Annotated in this window: 15 protein-coding genes; 9 read left to right on the forward strand and 6 right to left on the reverse strand. The window is 66.3% G+C overall.

Annotation, left to right across the window (positions count from 1 at the left end):
* Positions 1-15: 15 nt before the first annotated feature.
* Together R5O87_RS16850 and R5O87_RS16855 are read right to left on the reverse strand one after the other, a co-directional pair.
* On the reverse strand, positions 16-2,193 hold the full coding sequence (locus R5O87_RS16850; RefSeq protein ID WP_410555688.1) for an amylo-alpha-1,6-glucosidase: 2,178 nt from the start codon (positions 2,191-2,193) through the stop codon (positions 16-18).
* A 113-nt stretch (positions 2,194-2,306) separates the two neighbouring features.
* Positions 2,307-2,834, reverse strand: coding sequence for a hypothetical protein (locus R5O87_RS16855; protein ID WP_410555689.1), 528 nt, complete (start codon positions 2,832-2,834; stop codon positions 2,307-2,309).
* 249 nt (positions 2,835-3,083) lie between these two features.
* Between R5O87_RS16855 and R5O87_RS16860 the strand changes: the two genes are divergently transcribed.
* Both R5O87_RS16860 and R5O87_RS16865 read left to right on the forward strand, forming a co-directional pair.
* The gene (locus R5O87_RS16860) at positions 3,084-4,292 is read left to right on the forward strand and encodes an aspartate transaminase (protein ID WP_410555690.1); all 1,209 of its coding nucleotides are present in this window, start codon (positions 3,084-3,086) and stop codon (positions 4,290-4,292) included.
* A gap of 60 nt (positions 4,293-4,352) precedes the next feature.
* The gene (locus R5O87_RS16865; protein ID WP_410555691.1) at positions 4,353-5,030 is read left to right on the forward strand and encodes a 4-carboxy-4-hydroxy-2-oxoadipate aldolase/oxaloacetate decarboxylase; all 678 of its coding nucleotides are present in this window, start codon (positions 4,353-4,355) and stop codon (positions 5,028-5,030) included.
* 73 nt (positions 5,031-5,103) lie between these two features.
* On the opposite strand, the gene R5O87_RS16870 is transcribed toward R5O87_RS16865, so the two are convergent.
* The gene (locus tag R5O87_RS16870) at positions 5,104-6,558 is read right to left on the reverse strand and encodes an MFS transporter (RefSeq protein ID WP_410555693.1); all 1,455 of its coding nucleotides are present in this window, start codon (positions 6,556-6,558) and stop codon (positions 5,104-5,106) included.
* Between the two features lie 99 nt (positions 6,559-6,657).
* Here R5O87_RS16870 and R5O87_RS16875 point away from each other — a divergent pair, with 99 nt between their 5' ends.
* The gene (locus R5O87_RS16875; protein ID WP_410555694.1) at positions 6,658-7,212 is read left to right on the forward strand and encodes a TetR/AcrR family transcriptional regulator; all 555 of its coding nucleotides are present in this window, start codon (positions 6,658-6,660) and stop codon (positions 7,210-7,212) included.
* Between the two features lie 106 nt (positions 7,213-7,318).
* Here the strand turns inward: R5O87_RS16875 and R5O87_RS16880 are convergent, their stop codons facing one another.
* From R5O87_RS16880 to nac, 3 genes are all read right to left on the reverse strand, one after another.
* On the reverse strand, positions 7,319-8,953 hold the full coding sequence (locus R5O87_RS16880) for an HNH endonuclease (RefSeq protein WP_410555695.1): 1,635 nt from the start codon (positions 8,951-8,953) through the stop codon (positions 7,319-7,321).
* Positions 8,954-9,133: 180 nt separating this feature from the next.
* The gene (locus R5O87_RS16885) at positions 9,134-9,367 is read right to left on the reverse strand and encodes a hypothetical protein (RefSeq protein ID WP_377952368.1); all 234 of its coding nucleotides are present in this window, start codon (positions 9,365-9,367) and stop codon (positions 9,134-9,136) included.
* A 135-nt stretch (positions 9,368-9,502) separates the two neighbouring features.
* A complete protein-coding gene (gene nac, locus R5O87_RS16890; RefSeq protein WP_410555696.1) occupies positions 9,503-10,423 on the reverse strand; it encodes a nitrogen assimilation transcriptional regulator NAC in 921 nt (306 codons plus the stop codon).
* 548 nt (positions 10,424-10,971) lie between these two features.
* Between nac and R5O87_RS16895 the strand changes: the two genes are divergently transcribed.
* From R5O87_RS16895 to R5O87_RS16920, 6 genes are all read left to right on the forward strand, one after another.
* Positions 10,972-11,760 carry a LamB/YcsF family protein gene (locus tag R5O87_RS16895; RefSeq protein WP_410555697.1) on the forward strand — a complete coding sequence of 263 codons (789 nt, stop codon included), beginning with the start codon at positions 10,972-10,974 and terminating at the stop codon, positions 11,758-11,760.
* Position 11,761: 1 nt separating this feature from the next.
* A complete protein-coding gene (locus R5O87_RS16900; protein ID WP_410555698.1) occupies positions 11,762-12,481 on the forward strand; it encodes a 5-oxoprolinase subunit B family protein in 720 nt (239 codons plus the stop codon).
* Positions 12,478-13,491 (forward strand): 5-oxoprolinase subunit C family protein, encoded by a 1,014-nt coding sequence (locus tag R5O87_RS16905; protein WP_410555699.1) that lies wholly within the window; start codon positions 12,478-12,480, stop codon positions 13,489-13,491. The genes R5O87_RS16900 and R5O87_RS16905 overlap by 4 nt, the downstream gene beginning before the upstream one ends.
* A 48-nt stretch (positions 13,492-13,539) precedes the next feature.
* Positions 13,540-14,880 (forward strand): MFS transporter, encoded by a 1,341-nt coding sequence (locus tag R5O87_RS16910; RefSeq protein WP_410555701.1) that lies wholly within the window; start codon positions 13,540-13,542, stop codon positions 14,878-14,880.
* Between the two features lie 27 nt (positions 14,881-14,907).
* Positions 14,908-15,663, forward strand: coding sequence for an SDR family oxidoreductase (locus R5O87_RS16915; RefSeq protein ID WP_410555703.1), 756 nt, complete (start codon positions 14,908-14,910; stop codon positions 15,661-15,663).
* Positions 15,664-15,738: 75 nt separating this feature from the next.
* On the forward strand, positions 15,739-16,680 hold the full coding sequence (locus R5O87_RS16920) for a 2-hydroxyacid dehydrogenase (protein ID WP_410555704.1): 942 nt from the start codon (positions 15,739-15,741) through the stop codon (positions 16,678-16,680).
* The last annotated feature ends 67 nt before the right edge of the window (positions 16,681-16,747 follow it).

Consider the following 16,747-nt stretch of genomic DNA (forward strand, 5'->3'; position numbering starts at 1 on the left):
GGGGCGACGTACCGGCTATCGGCCCCAGTTCTCCAGCCGTTCCCTCCGCCGGTGACCGGCCTGCTCAACGAGTTCAATCATCCAGGGACGGTGCCCCTGATGGAACGTCATCCCGTCGGGAAGGCCTTGGACGGAGGGGACGGAATCGGCAATGTCGATGGTGATGCGGCCGCCGCCCAGGGGAGCATTGGTGATGTGCAGGTCCCCGAAAGCGGCGGGAAGGACGGGATCCATCCAGACGCCGCCGGCGGACACGACGGGGTCGTACCGCATCAGGCTGGTCACCAGCTGGATCGGTGCCGTGGCCGCCCAGGCCTGCGGCGAGCACGCCGTCGGATACGGCACCGGGGCGGCCAGTTGTTCCCGGCTGAAGCCGCAAAACAGCTCCGGGAGGCGGCCATCGGAGAACTCGGCCGCATCCATCATGCCGGTGGCGATCCGCTGCGCCTCTTCCACGAAGCCATAGCGGAGGAGCCCGGCGGCGACGATGGCGTTGTCGTGCGGCCACACCGATCCGTTGTGGTAGCTGGCGGGGTTGTAGGCACCCATGTCGCTGGCCAGGGTGCGCACGCCCCAGCCGCTGAACATTTCCGGGGACATCAGGTGGTCGGCCACCATTGGAGCCTTGTCCTGGTCGATGAGTCCCTGCAGCAGGCAGTGCCCCATGTTGGAGGCGCATGCATCGACCTGCCTCTTCTTGCCGTCCAGGGCAATGGCGTAGTAACCGCGTTCCGGGATCCAGAACTGCTCGTTGAACTGTTTCTTCAGCCGCGCCGCACGGTCGGTGAGTTCATTCCCAAAAGCCGTGTCCCCGGCGTCGTACGCCAGCCAGGCGCGGGAAAGGTAAGCGACGTAGACATAGGCCTGGACCTCGCAAAGCGCGATCGGCGGCTCCGCCAGTTTGCCGTTGGCAAAGTTGATTCCGTCCCAGGAGTCCTTCCAGCCCTGGTTGAGCAACCCCTGGTCATTGAGGCGCTCGTACTCGACGAAGCCGTCGCCGTCCCGGTCCCCGTATTTCATGATCCACTCGAGCGCACGGTCAGCGTGGGGCAGCAACGCGGCGATCGTATCTGCGGCGAAGCCCCAGCGGCTGACGGCCCCGAGCACCATCAGGAACAGGGGAGTGGCGTCGACGCTGCCGTAGTAGTTGGACTTGCCGCCCAGCGACAGCCCGCTGGACACGTCGAGCCGCACCTCGTGGAGGATCTTGCCCGGTTCCTCCTCGGTCATGGGATCCACCACTTTGCCCTGCCGGTCAGCCAGGGTCTGCAGCGTGCCCAGCGCCAGGGAAGGGTCCACCGGCATCGCCATCACCGAAGCCCACAGCGAGTCCCTGCCGAACAGGGTCATGAACCAGGGCGCCCCGGCGGCTACCACCACGCGCTCAGGATGCTCGGGGTCCTCGATCCGCAGGGCGCCCAGGTCGTCATAGCTACGGCGGAGGGTGCGTTCCACCGACCGGTTGCCCATCTGCAGGATCGGGATCTTCGCCACCCACTCACGCCGCCGCAGGTCCCGTGGCGACAGGCCATCGCCCGCGGAATGGACGAAGGCCACCGCCGAATCGGTTCCCTCGGCGCTGGGCAGCACTGTGAGGACCGTGCTCCAGTGTCCGTGCGCCGGAACCGTGGCCCGGTAAGTCACGGCGTCCGCCGTGACGTCCGCACCCGGGGCCTGGACCACAACGCCCTTCCGGACGTCCTGCCACGCCGCGCGAATGGTGAGCGAACCGCCGTCGGCCTCCCGTTTTTCATCCCAGCGCCGCAGGATCCGTGCCTCTTTCACCTCGAAGAGGTCAGCGAAGTCCGCCCCGATCTTCAGGGCGATGACGCAGTCGACCGGCTCGAGGGAGAAGTTCCGGACGGTGACCTGCTCCTGGATGCCGGCGCCCACCTCCCGCAGCCGTTCCACGATCAGCGGACTGTCCGCGTAGCCGTCCGAGCGGGGAACCCGTCCCACAAACAGCGCCCGGTACGGCTCCTTCGTCTCGGCCGCCAAGGGCTCGAGCGCCAGGCCGTCGACCGTCAGGCTCCAGCCCGAGAGGATGCGGGCGTCCTGCACAAACAGGCCATGCGGGTGCTCGGCGCTGATGTCCCCGTTCGGCAAGGAGATGCAGAAGGACGATCCCTCGACCAGCGTGACCGTCCCGGCCCCCAGCGGACCCGCCGCCGTATCAGCATTCCATCCAGCCATCGGGACCACCTCCGAGCAACCAGCTACCGCGTGCAGTTCGACGCTACGCTTGCCTGCCCGGCCCCGCTAGGGCTTGACGGTTGGGTCTGACGGGTACGACGGCGGGCGCAGAGTTACGCCGGAATCGCACCGGATTCCGGCTGGACGCCCCACGTCATCTTCCGGATCGTTTCGCGCTGCAAACCGCTGAGGGCGGCGAGCTCATAGTCATCCAGAACTCCCCGCCGTCGTGCTGCTGCCAGGAGGTTCAGGCGGCGGTCTTCCAGCGCGGCCTTGGACTCCTCAAGTTCAGCCAGTTCCGACTTGAGCCGGCGGATCGCGGCCAGGTGCTGTTCTGCCGGCAGCCCGGATGGGACCAGGTCATCAGCCGACAGGCCCACGGTGCGGACCGCCCAGCGGGACAGCTCCGCGGCCTCGGCGAGGAGGCTGACCTTCATTCCGTCGCAGAGCGCCTGCGCGATCTGCTGGTTCAGCCGGACAGAGAGGGCGCGCATGCTGGTGGCATTGAAGGAAATCCGCTGCCGGCTGTCCCGGAGCAGCTTGCGTGTCTTTTCAGCCTGGACGGCTGTCTGATCGGGTTTGGCTGTCCCCCGGTAGCGGTAGAAGCCCTCCCGGCGGTCGTCATGGTGCAGAGCAGCCAAGAGCACTCCTCGGTTCGGGTTCGTGACTTACCTAGAAGGCTAGGCAGAGCGGACGCACCCGGGGAAATACCTATAGTGCGTGGAGCCATAACCAAAAAGTTTGGTTTGTGTTCTTTTGCAGGATGTCCGACGGCGGTCCATAAGAGACGCTTATCCGTCCACGCAGATTAGGTCTTATCCATACCGGCCGTAGTTCCCTAGTGTCGAAGGAACGAGTATCGCTCCCTCCTGACTCCCTAGGAAGAGACCATGTCTGAATTTGAACCTGCATCGCGAGTGTCCCGCATCAAGTCTTCTGCCAGCGTGGCCGCAGCTGCCCGCGTTCGCGAACTGAAGGCGGAAGGGCGCCGGATCCTGGACCTGACGGTCGGCGAGCCGGACTTCGATACCCCTGAGCACATCAAGGCCGCAGCGGTTGAGGCAATCAGCAAGGGCGAGACAAAGTACACCTCGGTCACCGGTACGCCTGCACTGCAGAAGGCGATCCTCCAGACCATCGAACTGCGCAGCGGCACCCGCTACACCCCGGCCGAGATCACCATCGGCGGCGGCGCCAAGCAGGTCATCTTCACGGCGTTCATGGCTTCGCTCAATGCCGGCGACGAGGTTGTGGTGCCCGCGCCGTACTGGGTTTCCTACCCGGACATGGTGCTCGCGAACGAAGGCACGCCGGTGGTTGTCACCTGCCGTGAGGAGTCGGGCTTCAAGCTGACCCCCGAAGCCCTGGCCGGGGCGCTGAACGAGCGGACCAAGTGGGTCATCCTGAACACCCCGTCCAACCCCACGGGCGCCGTGTACTCCCGGTCCGAACTCCGGGCGCTGGCGGACGTCCTCGCGAACTTCCCGCAGGTCTACGTCCTGACGGATGAGATCTACGACCAGATCTACTTCGGCTCCGGCAAGATTTCGAGCCTGGTGGAGGTTGCCCCGGAGCTGAAAGACCGCGTCCTCGCCGTCAACGGGGTGTCCAAGGCCTACGCCATGACCGGCTGGCGGCTGGGCTACGCCGCCGGACCCGCCCCGCTGATCGCGGCGATCAACAAGCTCCAGTCGCAGATCTCCTCCTGCCCGTCCTCCGTGAGCCAGGCAGCCAGCGCCGCCGCGCTCACCGGCGACCAGAGCTTCGTGCGGGAGAGCGTCGAGGTTTACCGCAGCCGCCGCGATGCGGCGGTAGCCGCGCTGAACGCCGTCGACGGTCTTTCATGCGCGACGCCGGAAGGCGCCTTTTACGCGTACGTGAACTGCGGCGGTGCCATCGGCAGGACCACCCCGGAGGGCAAGGTCATCGCCAACGACGAGGACTTCACGCTCTACCTTCTCGAGGCCGCCTCCGTCGCCGTCATCCAGGGATCCGCCTACGGCCTGGGCCCGTACTTCCGCATCTCCTACGCCACCAGCCTCGACATCATCGAAGAGTCCATCGCAGCCATCGACAAGGCCGTCCGGGCCCTCAGCTAACCCCGGCCCTTACTGACCTGCCCGGGCCACAGCCAACCCCACCAAATGAAGGAAAATTCCGTGATCCACGTAAAGACCAACATCGAACGACCCGACGCCGACGCCGTCCGCCGGCTGGCACAGTTCTCCTCGGCCACTATCCACGAGGCACAGGGCCGCAAGGGAGCGCTCAGCTCCAAGATCAAGCCGATCGACCGCAGCATGTCCTTCTGCGGCCCGGCCACCACTGTGCGCTGCGCCCCGCGCGACAACCTCATGCTGCAGGTGGCCATCCATTACGCCCAGGCCGGCGACGTTGTCCTGGCCGCGGCCGGCGAGTACGAGGAAGCCGGCACGTTCGGCGACGTCCTCGGCAACGCCATGAAGGCCAAGGGGCTAGCGGGCCTGGTGACGGACTCCGGCGTCCGCGATACCCAGGACCTGATCGAGCTCGGCCTGCCCGTCTTCTCCGGCAGCGTTTCAATCAAGGGCACCGTTAAGGAGACCATCGGCCCCATCAACCACCCCGTGGTTTTCGGTGACGAAATCATCTACCCGGGCGACGTCCTCCGCGGCGACGCCGACGGTGTTGTTGTGGTCCGGAAGGACGAGATCGAGGAAGTCATCCGCCTTTCGCAGGAACGTGACGACGCCGAGCGCGAGCTCATCGGCCTCTACAAGGCCGGCGGCACCACCATCGAGCTGTGCAACCTCACCGAGGTCCTGAAGGCCAAGGGACTGCTGGTCGAGCACGCATAATCGCATCTTCGTGATCAGGCCGCGGTGCTGCCCCCAATCTGGGGGCGCACCGTGGCCTGTTTTTTGCCGTGGTTCAGCCGCGCGAAGTGGCGGGCGCGGGAACCGGCACGTCCTGCGGGATGGTGCGGCGTGTGGCGACAAGGATGCCTGTGCCAATGAGGGCCGCAGCGGCGTAGAAGACCGTCGCGACCTGGAAAACCATCGAGTAGGCGTGTGCCGCCGCCGACGCAACCGGGGTGTGGCTGGTGTGGACTGCGGCTTCGTAGACAACGGTCAGGAGCGCCAGTCCGATGGAGCCGCCGAGCTGGTGCGCGGTGTTGACCAGACCCGAGGCTGCGCCCGCATCCGCGGGCTCGACGTCGGCCATGCCGAAGTCGGTCAACAGAATGATCGCGATGCCTTGCCCAATCCCGAGGACGATCAGCGGAAGCACGATCTGGGGAAAGTACGGCGTGGTCGCGTCGATTCGGCTGAGCCAAGCCATCCCGGCGACTGCCACCATGAGCGATCCGACCAGGAGGACGGGTTTGCCGACCCGCGGGGCGAGGAACCGGACCACGTAGACCATCGCGAAGAACATCGCGGTGATGGGGATGTAGGCGAAGCCGGTCACCAGGGGGCTGTAGCCGCGTACGGTCTGCAGGTACTGGCTCAGGAAGTAGAAGGTGGAGAACATCGCGCCGACAATGAGGATGCGGCCGAGGTAAGCACCCGTGCGCTGGACGCTGGTGAAAAGCCGCAGGGGCACGATCGGCTGCTTTTGCCGTCTTTCGATGAGCACAAAGGCGACGATGAGGATGGCCGCCGCCGCCAGCGGCACCAGCGTCTGGGCGCTGTCCCATCCGGCCTCGGCTGCCTCGACGAGCCCGTAGACCAGGGCCGACATGCCCAGCGTGATGGCCAGTGCGCCGGGGACGTCGATGCGGCCGGGCCGCCGCTCCGTCTCGGGAAGGTAGCGCGGGCTGAGGACCAGGACAAGGATCCCGATCGGGATGTTGACGAGAAGACCCCAGCGCCAGGACATGTACTGCGTGAAGATGCCGCCGACGATGATGCCTACACTGGCGCCGGCGCCGATCACTGCGCCGTAGATCGCGATGGCACGGGAACGCTCCTCGGGTGCCGGAAAACTGGTGATCAGGAGCGCCAGGGTGGATGGGATGGCGAACGCGGACGCGAGGCCCTGCAATGTGCGGGCGGCGATGAGGACGCCGGCCGACGGGGCGATTCCGGCCAGCAGGGACGCGGCCGTGAACAGCGCGGTGCCCGCGATGAACACGCGTCGCCGCCCGGCGAGGTCCCCTGCGCGGGCACCAAGCAGCAGCAAGCCGCCGAAGACCAGGACGTAGCTGTTCTGGATCCAGGACAGCGACGAGTCCGTGAAGCCGAGCTCCTGCTTGATGTGGGTGAGCGCCGTGGTCACTATCGAGGCGTCGAGAGTCATCATGAGCTGGCAGCCCAGAATGACCGCGAGGACTATCGTCCTGTGGCGGGCGCCGTTGGTCGGGGGTGCCGGTTTCGCGAACATGCGGGTCTCCGTTCGTAGGAACTAACTGGTTGGTTACTATAGTAGAGCACCCGATATGCCTGGATGCAACTAACCAGTTACTTCCTTTAGGATGGGGGTATGGCCAGAGATTCCGAAGCAACCCGCACCCGCATCCTCGACGCCGCGGAGGCTGAGTTCACGAGGTACGGCATCGCCGGTGCCCGCGTCGACCGGATCGCCGACACTGCACCGGCGAACAAGGCGATGATCTATAAGTACTTCGGCACGAAGGAGGAGCTGTTCGACGCGGTCTTTGCTAACCGGGTGCTCGCGTTTGTCGACGAGGTCGACTTCGACGCGACTGACCTGCCTGGCTATGCCGGCCGCGCGTTCGACCTCTACGAGCGCTACCCCAACACGCTGCGGCTGACGACGTGGTACCAGCTGGAACGGGCCGACGGGAAGCTGCCAGCGATCATGGAGTCCAACAACGCCAAGCTGACCAAGATCGAGGAAGCACAGAAAGCCGGGGAGCTGACCACGGCGTACTCACCGCTCGAGCTGCTCACCGAGGTCCGGGCGCTCTCGATGAGCTGGCACCTCCACACACCGGAGCTCGCGCTCGTGCGCCGGCCCAGTCGTGCGCGCTGCCGGGAGATCGTCGTCGAGAGCGTCCGACGCCTGGTGGGCTAGAGCTGCACCGACTACACCTCGTGCCTCCGGTCGCCGGAACTACGGCAGCACGACGACGAGCGGGCATATTCGTATCGTCTTGGCGGAGCATTGCCCCGCCCGTCCGTCACGGGGCCGGACCGGGCTGTTGGGCCTGGCGTGTTTCGTTCATGCCGCTTCCTGCTGGCCCGCTTCCCGGTAGTGGCGGCGCGGTTGAGCGATAAGTGTGGCCGGTGGGCGTGACTAGTTCGATGGTGTGCCGGGGTCCTGGTCTGGGTTGTGCTTTCCAGCCGGGGAGTTCTTTGGTGTGGTTGCAGGCTTCGCACAACCCGGCGCCGTTGGCGACGGTGGTGGGGCCGTCGTTGTGCCAGGGGATGATGTGGTCGTGGTGGCGGATGGGGGCGTCGCAGTATGGTGTGCGGCAGGTGTCGTCGCGGAGTTGGATGAAGCGGCGCAGCTTGGGCGGGAACAGGCGACGTTTCGAGTCCATGGCGACGAGGTCGCCGGTGCCGGGGGCGGTGTAGAGCCGCCGGACCCAGGTCGTGAGTTCTTGCAGGCTGGTTGGATCGACCTCGGCTGCCGCGTCTGCGGCTTTTGGCCCGCGACCCGGCTCTTCTTGCCCTTGGGTTAGCAGGTTGCGGGCGAAGTCTCCGGGGATGATGCCGTAGCCGGGGATCCGGGCGGGTTCGGAGTCGCCTTGGAGGAGGGTGCGGTCGGTCATGACGAGGTTGAGTTCGATGCCGGTGATGCCGCCGGGGGTGCCGGTGGTCCTTTCGACCAGGGTGTCGGCCATGGCCTGGTCGCGGGAGCGTGGGTCCCCGGCGGCGTGGAGGGTATCGGCGTGACGGGTCAGCGCCGCGTACACGGTGACGCCTTCGTGGACGGGCAGCAGCGCTGTCAGGTAGGTCATGCAGTCCGGTGCCGGGCGCAGGCTTACCCGCCGTTCGGAGACGGCGTGGCTGGCCTTTTGGGCGACGGAGCGGGGGTCGCGCCGGATGGCGGCGGCGCGGACAGCGGCGATGACGGCCCGGGTTCCGGCGCCGGTGAAGGTGCCGGTGTCGGCGGCGAGTTCCTCATCAACAGCGGCCCGGTCCGCGACAGTCAAACAGGCGGTCTCTTTTGCGATGTGCGTGACGTGTTCTTCGTTCAGTTGCCCGGTGTCCAGGGCTCCCAGGGTGTGGGGCATCTGCACCAGGGCTTTGGCCGTGCCGAGGAGCCTCTGCCCGCGGTTCGGGGACTCGCCGCGGGCGAGCGCGATCTGTTCGGCCGCGCCCAGGGCGCGGTCTTTGCCCCGGTCTTTGGTGCGGTCTTTGCCCAGGTCCTCGGCGGCCAGGACCGGTCTGTCGGTGGATTCCTGCCGGAGCCGGGCCTCGAAGGTGACGGAAAGCCTTGCCTGTTGCCCGGCGGCCCAGCACTTGACGTTCTCGTACGCGCGGACCTGATCGATCAGCCCGGCATTGTCGGCCGCGAGGTCAGCTGCCGGAAGAAGCCAGCCGGAGGCTGTAGCGGCGCCGGAGGGACCGCCGTCGTCAAAGAGGTCCCCGTCGAACGGACGCTCGGCAAACAGGGCTTCGGGAAACGGGTCCTCCGGCAACGAGGCCGGATACACGGCGTCGAGATCATCGTCATAAGGCAACCCGTAATACGGATCGGCGTCGAGAACCGCGGCGCCTGCAAGAAGGGCCTCAGGAACAGCAGCAGCCAGCAGGACAACGCTGCGCGGCGCCCCCGCTGTCAGTGCCGAATTCCCGAAGCCTTCCATGAACACAGTCTGCCAAGGGGGTCCGACATTAAAGGGCCGATCAGGCGCCAGATGCGGGCAGGATCCAAAAGTTTTCTCGAATCATCCGAGAACGAAAACCAGGTAGCACTTCAGGGGGTTCCCAGCGCTGAGAACGCCCTGTGCTGCTACATAGTTGGGTTAGACGCGTACTTGGTTGGGCTAGACGCGGTGGGGGACCGGGTAGGCCGGGGCGCCGAAAACGGCGTCCTCCAGATACCAGACCGTCGAGCCGCCGCCGCTGACGGGCATGATGCTGCCCTCGAAAACGAAGATCGGGGCGGCGGACCGGTCCTCCGGCCGCCAGAAACCGTTGGTGGGGCAGTGGGACCCGGTTTTCGCCATGAGCCCCAGGCTCGGGTCGGTAGTTCTCCTGATGGTGCTGAGCTTTTTCATGGCAGACTCCCCGTTGATTCTGTTTGTGGAAAGTGCTTTTCCACAATTTCTTGGCTTGCTGCCAATATTAGAATCCCGGGGAGCGGGTTACTAAGACAAATGATGAGTGCCCTAATAAGCGGAACCTATGAACCCCTAGCGCCCATACTTATTGCTGAGCATTTCCTGCAGCATTTCCTTCAGCACCAGGAGCACGGCCGACGCCGCCTCCGAGAGGGGATCGTGGTCCGGCGTGCACAGTGCGATCTTGCACTGCAGTGCGGGATCCACAATCCGCAGGACGCGGAAGTCCTCCTCGTGGAACAGTGCATCCGCAGCAGACTTGGGCAAAATCGTGGCCCCCAGGTCGGCACGCAGCAACCGGGTCAGCGAAGGCACCGACTCCACCTCGCCCACGAGCTGCAGCTTCAGGCCCTTGCTGTCGAAGCCGGCCTCGACCGTCTGGCGGAGGGTGTGGATCTTCTCCGGAAGGAAGAGCCCGAATTGGGCCACCTCCTCGAGCGTGATCTCGCCCTTTCCGGCGTCGATGTCCGTCCTGGCGGCGTTGACCACCAGGTGCAGGTCCTCCACGATCATGGTGGTGAACAGGACGCCGCGGATGGGGCCGGGCTCGTAGATGAGGGCCATGTCCAGCCGGCCGTTCTTGATGGCCTCGCTCAGGACGCCGCCGTAAATTTCCGTGACGTGCAGGACGATATCCGGGTAGCGCCGGGCCACTTCGCTGATGATCTGCGGGGTCAGGCTCGAGGCCATGCTGTAGGGCGCAATGGCGATGGATACCCGGCCGGAGGGGGCGGCCCCCGACTTGGCAACGTCCACCCGGGCCTGTGCCACGAGCCGCAGGATGGACTGGGCGTGCCGGTACAGCGTGTGCCCGGCGGCCGTGGGCTGCACGCCCTGCTTGCTGCGGATCAGCAGGCGCTGCTTGAGTTCAGTTTCCAGCGCCGAAACCTGCTGGCTCAGGGCCGGCTGGGCCACATGCAGTGCCGCCGCGGCCTTGGTGATGCTCCCCGAGTCCACGATCTGTACGAAGTACGCAAGTTTCCTGGTGTCCACGGCCGCCCTCTCTCGTTGCGGCGTCCTGAACCCACGGATGGTCATAACGGGTTGCTATGCAGGGATACGCAATAGGTCTTTGTGTGATCCGCATCGCTGACACTAGGTTGAACCCAGAACGCTATTTCACTAGGCGTACATTCTATCCCCTCCGGTGACATGCAAATTCCCAATGGGGGCAGATGCATTTTGCATGGTATTCACTTTTACGGAAATTGCCGGTCTCTTTTACATTCCGGAAATAAATGCCCCATATGTTCAATGCAAACGAGGGCGGGCCGCCAAGGCCCGAACCCTCCTGAGTGGGAAGGAGACGGTCATGGATGCCACTGCGGCGGTGGTCATAACCACCACCTATCCCGTGACACCGATTACGTCTTTGTGTGAGCCAAATCCCGGTGTCAGACTTTTTTGCAGAAGCCGGTAGCCCGGCAGCAGCGAACCGGGAACCCAGGACAGGGCCAGTTCGGACACACTTCATCACCAGCGCAGCTGATCCTTCGCCCCGGCGGGCAGGGCCGCTGCCAACCACCCCAGGAAGGCAGATAATGGGACTCACAGTTGATCTCGTCGCAGATCTCGGAGAAGGCTTCGGCGCCTACTCGATGGGCGACGACGCTGCCCTGCTCGAGGTGGTTTCCAGTGCCAACATCGCCTGCGGTTTCCACGCCGGTGACCCGGACATCATGCACGCCACGGTCGCTGAATGCGTCCGCCGCGGCGTCAGCATCGGGGCACACCCGAGCTTTCCGGACCTGCGCGGTTTTGGCCGGCGTGCCATGGACCTGACGGCGGACGAGGTCCGCAACGACGTCCTGTACCAGTTCGGTGCGCTGAGCGCCTTCACTGCCTACCACGGCACGAGCGTCGCCCACATTGCCCCGCACGGCCGCCTCGGCAACCTCGTCGCCACCCGCCCCGACTACGCGGCAGCCGTCGCCGATGCAGCCGCCCGCCTGAACCCCGGTCTCATCGTCCTGGCGCAGGACGGCGAACTCGCCGACGCCGCCGCCGAACGGCAGCTCCCGGTGGGCATCGTCGGCATCGCCGACCGCGCCTACGAGGCCGACGGCACCCTGGTGCCCCGCAGCCGCCCCGGCGCCGTGATCCACGATCCGGCCGCCATCGTGGAGCGCACCGTCCGCATGGTGTGCGAAGGGCTCATCGAGACCGTCGCCGGCACGGACCTGCCGATTGTCGCCGACACCGTTCTCCTGCACGGGGACACCCCCGGCGCGGTGCAGCTGGCCCGCCAGGTCCGCGCCGAACTGGAGAACGCCGGCGTGACCATCGCCCCGCTCGCCCAGGTCCTGGCCGCCAAAGCGAAGGTCGCCTGACATGGCTGCCACCCCAATCCCCGTGGAGGTCTTCGAGTCCGGGGACTCGGCCCTGCGGGTCGTCGCCTCCTCCGCTGACACGGAGGCCAACTGGAGCACCGTCCACTCCCTCGCGCAGTGGCTTGAGACTGCAGGGGCCGACGGCGTACACGGCGCAGTGCCGACGTACGACTCGCTGCTCGTGGAATTTGACCCCGGGGTCACCTCCGCGCGCCAGGTCCGGGCCTTTGTCCTCCTCGGCCTGCGCCAGCTGGAGCATGCCGGCGCACCCGCCCGCACGCCCCGCGAGTTCAGCGTCCCGGTGGTTTACGGCGGCGAATACGGCCCCGACCTGGAGCGCGTTGCCGAGCACGAGCAGCTGTCCGTGGAGGAGATCATCGCGCTCCACACGGCCAAGTCCTACGTCATCCGTTGCCTGGGCGCCCCGGCGGGCTCACCCATGATGGACGGCCCCGATTTCCCGCTCCCCGTTCCCCGGCTGAAGGACCCCCGGCTGTCCGTGCCGGCAGGTGCCGTAGCCGTCGCCGGCCGGCAGGCAGTCATCGCCCCCGCGGTGGCGCCCGGCGGATGGTGCGTCATCGGCCAGACCCCGCTGACCGTCCTTGACGCCGCCAGCGAACCGCTGGTTCCCTACCTGCCCGGTGACCGCCTGACGTTCCGCCAGATCCAGCCGGAAGAGTTCGCAGACTACGCGGGACGGAAACTGGAGGCAGCACGATGAGCGGGTCACTGATCATCCAGCAGCCCGGAAACTCGGTGGTCACGGACCTGGGCCGCTTCCGCGGACCCCGGTTCGGCCTCCCCGTCAACGGGGCACTCGACCAGTTCTCGGCGCGGGCAGCGAACATCCTCGCCGCCAACGCCGACAACGCCCCACTGCTGGAAATCACCGCCCTCGACTTCCGGATGAAAGCCAGCACGGACCTCCTCATCGCCGTCACCGGCGCACCGCTGACCCTCACGGTGGGCGGCCGCGAATGCCCGCAGTGGGAACCGGTGTCCGTCCGTGCGGGGGAGACCGTGGCGGTCCGCCGCATCACGGGCGGCCTCCGCGCCTACCTGGCGGTCCACGGTTCGGTGGAGGCTCCGGAACTGCTCGGAAGCTGCGCCCCCGATACGGTCATCGGCTTCGGCCTCCGGCTCACCGAAGGTAGCGAGCTGAAGACTTCCAAGAGCGTCGGACCCATCCGGCAGCCATACTTTGACCTTCCGCTGTTCCGGCTGGGGCTGACCCGGCCGGAGTTCAGCAGCAGGGCAGTCATTGACGTCACGGACGGTCCGGACGTCGAAGAATTCGGCGCGACAGCAGAGCTGCTGTACAACACCGAATACACCGTCAGCGCCCGGAGCAACCACATCGGGCTGCGCCTCGGCGGGGCGCTTCCCGAACGCCAGTCGTCAGCCGAAGTGCTGTCGCGCGGCGTTCCGGTGGGAGCCATCGAGGTTCCGTCCAGGGAAGAGCTGCTGGTGCTGCACCGGGGACGCGGCGTCACCGCCGGGTACCCCGTCCTCGCCGTGGTCACCAGCCGCTCGCTCGACACCCTCGCCCAGGCCCGGCCCGGGCACACCATCACCTTCCGCAAGACCACCGTCCCCGAAGCCACGGCAAAGCATCGGGCCGCATTACGGGAACTGGAAAACCTCCGTTCCCGCGTCAGCACTGTCTTCGCCCTCCTTGGCATCGATAAAGAGCCCGGATGGCCGGAACTCGTACCGGCAGCCGGCAGCTAAGGATCACCGATGACCTCTCCTCGAACTCAGTCCAAGTTAGGAATGAAAATGTCTACACCAACGCGTGCCAGTGCACCGCTGCACGACCGCCTCGATGCGAGGCAGACCCGGAAAGTCGTCACCGCCGGGTGCGTCGGGATTTTTGTTGAGCTCTACGACAACGGCATTTTCGCCTTCATGGCCGGAACGCTTGCGCTCGTGTTCCTGGCTCCCGGCAACCCGGACAACGCCCTGCTGTTCGTCTTCGCCGGCTACGCCGTGTCGTTCTTCGTCCGCCCCCTCGGCGCTGTCGTCTGCGGCATCCTGGGCGACAAGATCGGACGACAAAAGCTGTTGGTCTTTGTCATCCTGCTGATTAGCGTCGCCACCGCCGGCATCGGGCTCCTGCCCGCCTACTCGGCCATCGGCATCGCAGCCCCCATCCTGCTGGTGCTGCTCCGCCTGCTCCAGGGCTTCTCCGTCGGCGGCGAGGCTGCCGGCGCCATGACCTTCCTCGCCGAGCACGCCCCCGAAGGCAAGCGCGGCATCATCACCTCCTACGCCCAGATTGCATCCTTCGCTGCCCTGCTCACCGGCACCCTGGTCGCCTTCTCCATGTCCCCCTGGCTCACGCAGGCAGCGATCGACGGCGGCGGCTTCGGCTCGTTCGCATGGCGCATCCCGTTCCTGGTCGCCATCCCCATGGGCGTCATCGGCTGGTACATCCGTAAGGCGATCAGCGACACCCCCAACTTCCAGAAGCTGAAGGAAGAGGGCGGCCTGTCCAAGAACCCGCTGAAGGAAGCCTTCGCCTCCGCCGAACACCGCCGCGCCATGCTGCTGGCCCTGTTTATCCCGCTCATGAACGGCTCCGGCTACTACGTCCTGTTCTCCTACATGCCGACGTTCCTCAAGGGCAAGCAGCTCAACTTCACCATCAGCGAAGCCCTGCTGGTCACCGCCTGCAGCCTGGTTGTCATCTGCATCGCCATCCCGTTCATGGGTGCCCTCTCCGACCGCATCGGCCGCAAGAAGGTCATCGCCGGCTCGGCCATCGCCATGGCTGTCCTCGGCATCCCCGCCTACGCCCTCATCGCCACCGGCAACATGGCCCTGGCCATCCTGGGCGCCTGCATCATGGCCGTCGTCTTCGCCGGACACACCGCGGTGATCCACATCCTGATCGTGGAACTGTTCCCCACCCGCGTCCGGTATTCGGCCTACGGCCTGGGCTACAACATCTCCTCGGCACTCTTCGGCGGAACCGCCCCGCTGCTGATGACCTGGCTGATCTCGTCCACCGGCAACATCTACATGCCTGCTTTCTACGCGGTGATCACCGCGCTGGGCACGCTGGCCGCCGTCAGCACCGTCAAGGACCGCGCACACCTTCCGCTGCGCGACGCCTAACACTTACTACCTAACCAGGAGACTTACATGCCGTTTTCAGACTACTCAACCGCCCTCGTCACCGGCGCCTCAACCGGGATGGGTGCCGCGATCGCCGAGCGCCTCGCCAAGCGCGGACTCACCGTCCACGCCGTGGCCCGCAACGAGGAACGCCTGAAGGACCTGGCCGACAAGACCGGCGCCATTCCCCACATCGTCGACCTGACCGACACCGCGGCCCTGACGGCCGCCGTCGGAAACCTGGAAGTTGACGTCCTGGTGAACTGCGCCGGCGTCTCCCGGCCCGGCAACATCCTGGACTCCTCGGAGAGCGACATCGACGAGCTCGTGGACGTCAACCTCCGCGGCCTGCTCCAGCTCACCAGGCTGGTGCTGCCGGGCATGGTGGAACGCGACCGCGGCCATGTCATCAACATCAGCTCCATCGCCGGCCTGTACAACTTCTACGGCCACACGGTCTACCACGCCACCAAGGCAGCCGTGCACCAGATCTCACGCCAGCTGCGCAACGACACCGTCGGCAAGCGCATCCGCGTCACCGAGATCTGCCCCGGACGCGTCGAGACCGAGATCTTCGGCCGCAACATGGGCGGCTCGCCCGAGGCCATGGAAGAGGCCTGGAAGACGTACTACGAGGGCTACGAATCCCTGACCACCGACGACATCGTCAACGCCATGGATTACGCCATCGAAACACCCCGCCACGTGAACGTTGGCATGCTGGAACTCATGCCGACGTTCCAGGTCCCCGGCGGGCTCACGTTCGACCGGCGCCCGGCCTAGGCTGCCCAAGGCGGGGCCAGCCGCAACTGGCCCCGCCCTGTCCACCCCCAGTTCTCCAGAATCGATAGGTTTCCGATGCAACCAGTACGCACCGTCAGCTTCCCCGACTCCCAGCTGCTCGCCGATCTCTCGCCCCTTCCCGAGGGCCTGCGGGGTGTTGTCTGGGACATGAAGTCGGATCCCGACGGCGGGACGCTGGAGGAGATCGACGGCGTCATCCTCCCGTACATCAACGCCGGTGCGGTTCTGGGATCACTCGCCCAGGTGGACGAACTGAAGTTCGTCCAGACCCAGTCCACCGGATACGACGGCGTCATTGAGGCCGCCGGTCCGGCGGCCGGCGTCGCGAACGCCTCGGGCGTCCATGCGGCGGCGACGGCGGAACTGGCGGTGGGTTTGATCCTCGCCAAACTGCGCGGCATCGACCAGGCCGTCCGCGACCAGCAGTACGGCCTCTGGCGGCCGGAGCGGCGCCAGTCCCTGGCGGACCGCCGCGTGCTCCTGGTGGGCGTCGGCGGGATCGGGCACGAAATTGCCCGCCGCCTGGAGCCCTTCGAGGTCACGGTTACCCGGGTGGGAAGTTCTGCCCGTACGGACGAGCACGGCGAGGTCCACGCCTCCAGCGAGCTGACCGCACTTGCCGCCACGCACGACATCCTGGTCTCGGTGCTGCCGCTGAACGACCACACCCACCACCTGATCGGCGAGGAAGTCCTCGCCGCCCTGCCCGACGGCGCCCTCGTGGTGAACGTGGGACGCGGTCCGGTGGTGGACACGGCGGCCCTGACCAAGGAAGTCCTGTCCGGCCGGCTGCAGTGCGCCCTCGACGTCGTCGATCCGGAACCTCTGCCGCAGGACCACCCGCTGTGGTCCACGCCCAACGCCCTGATCACGCCCCACGTCGGCGGCAACGCGTCTGCCTTCCAGCCGCGGATCCTGAAGCTTTTGCGGCAGCAGCTCGAAGCCCTGGCCGCGGGAGAGACCCCGGCCAACCTCGTGCAGCGCGGCCCCTTCTAGGGCGCAGCCACTTCCGCCACAAGCGCGAACGTACAGTTGTGGCCCTTTTTCGAGGCGCGACTGGGGC

The sequence above is a fragment of the Arthrobacter globiformis genome (assembly GCF_046536215.2).
GTDB lineage: Bacteria > Actinomycetota > Actinomycetes > Actinomycetales > Micrococcaceae > Arthrobacter > Arthrobacter globiformis_E.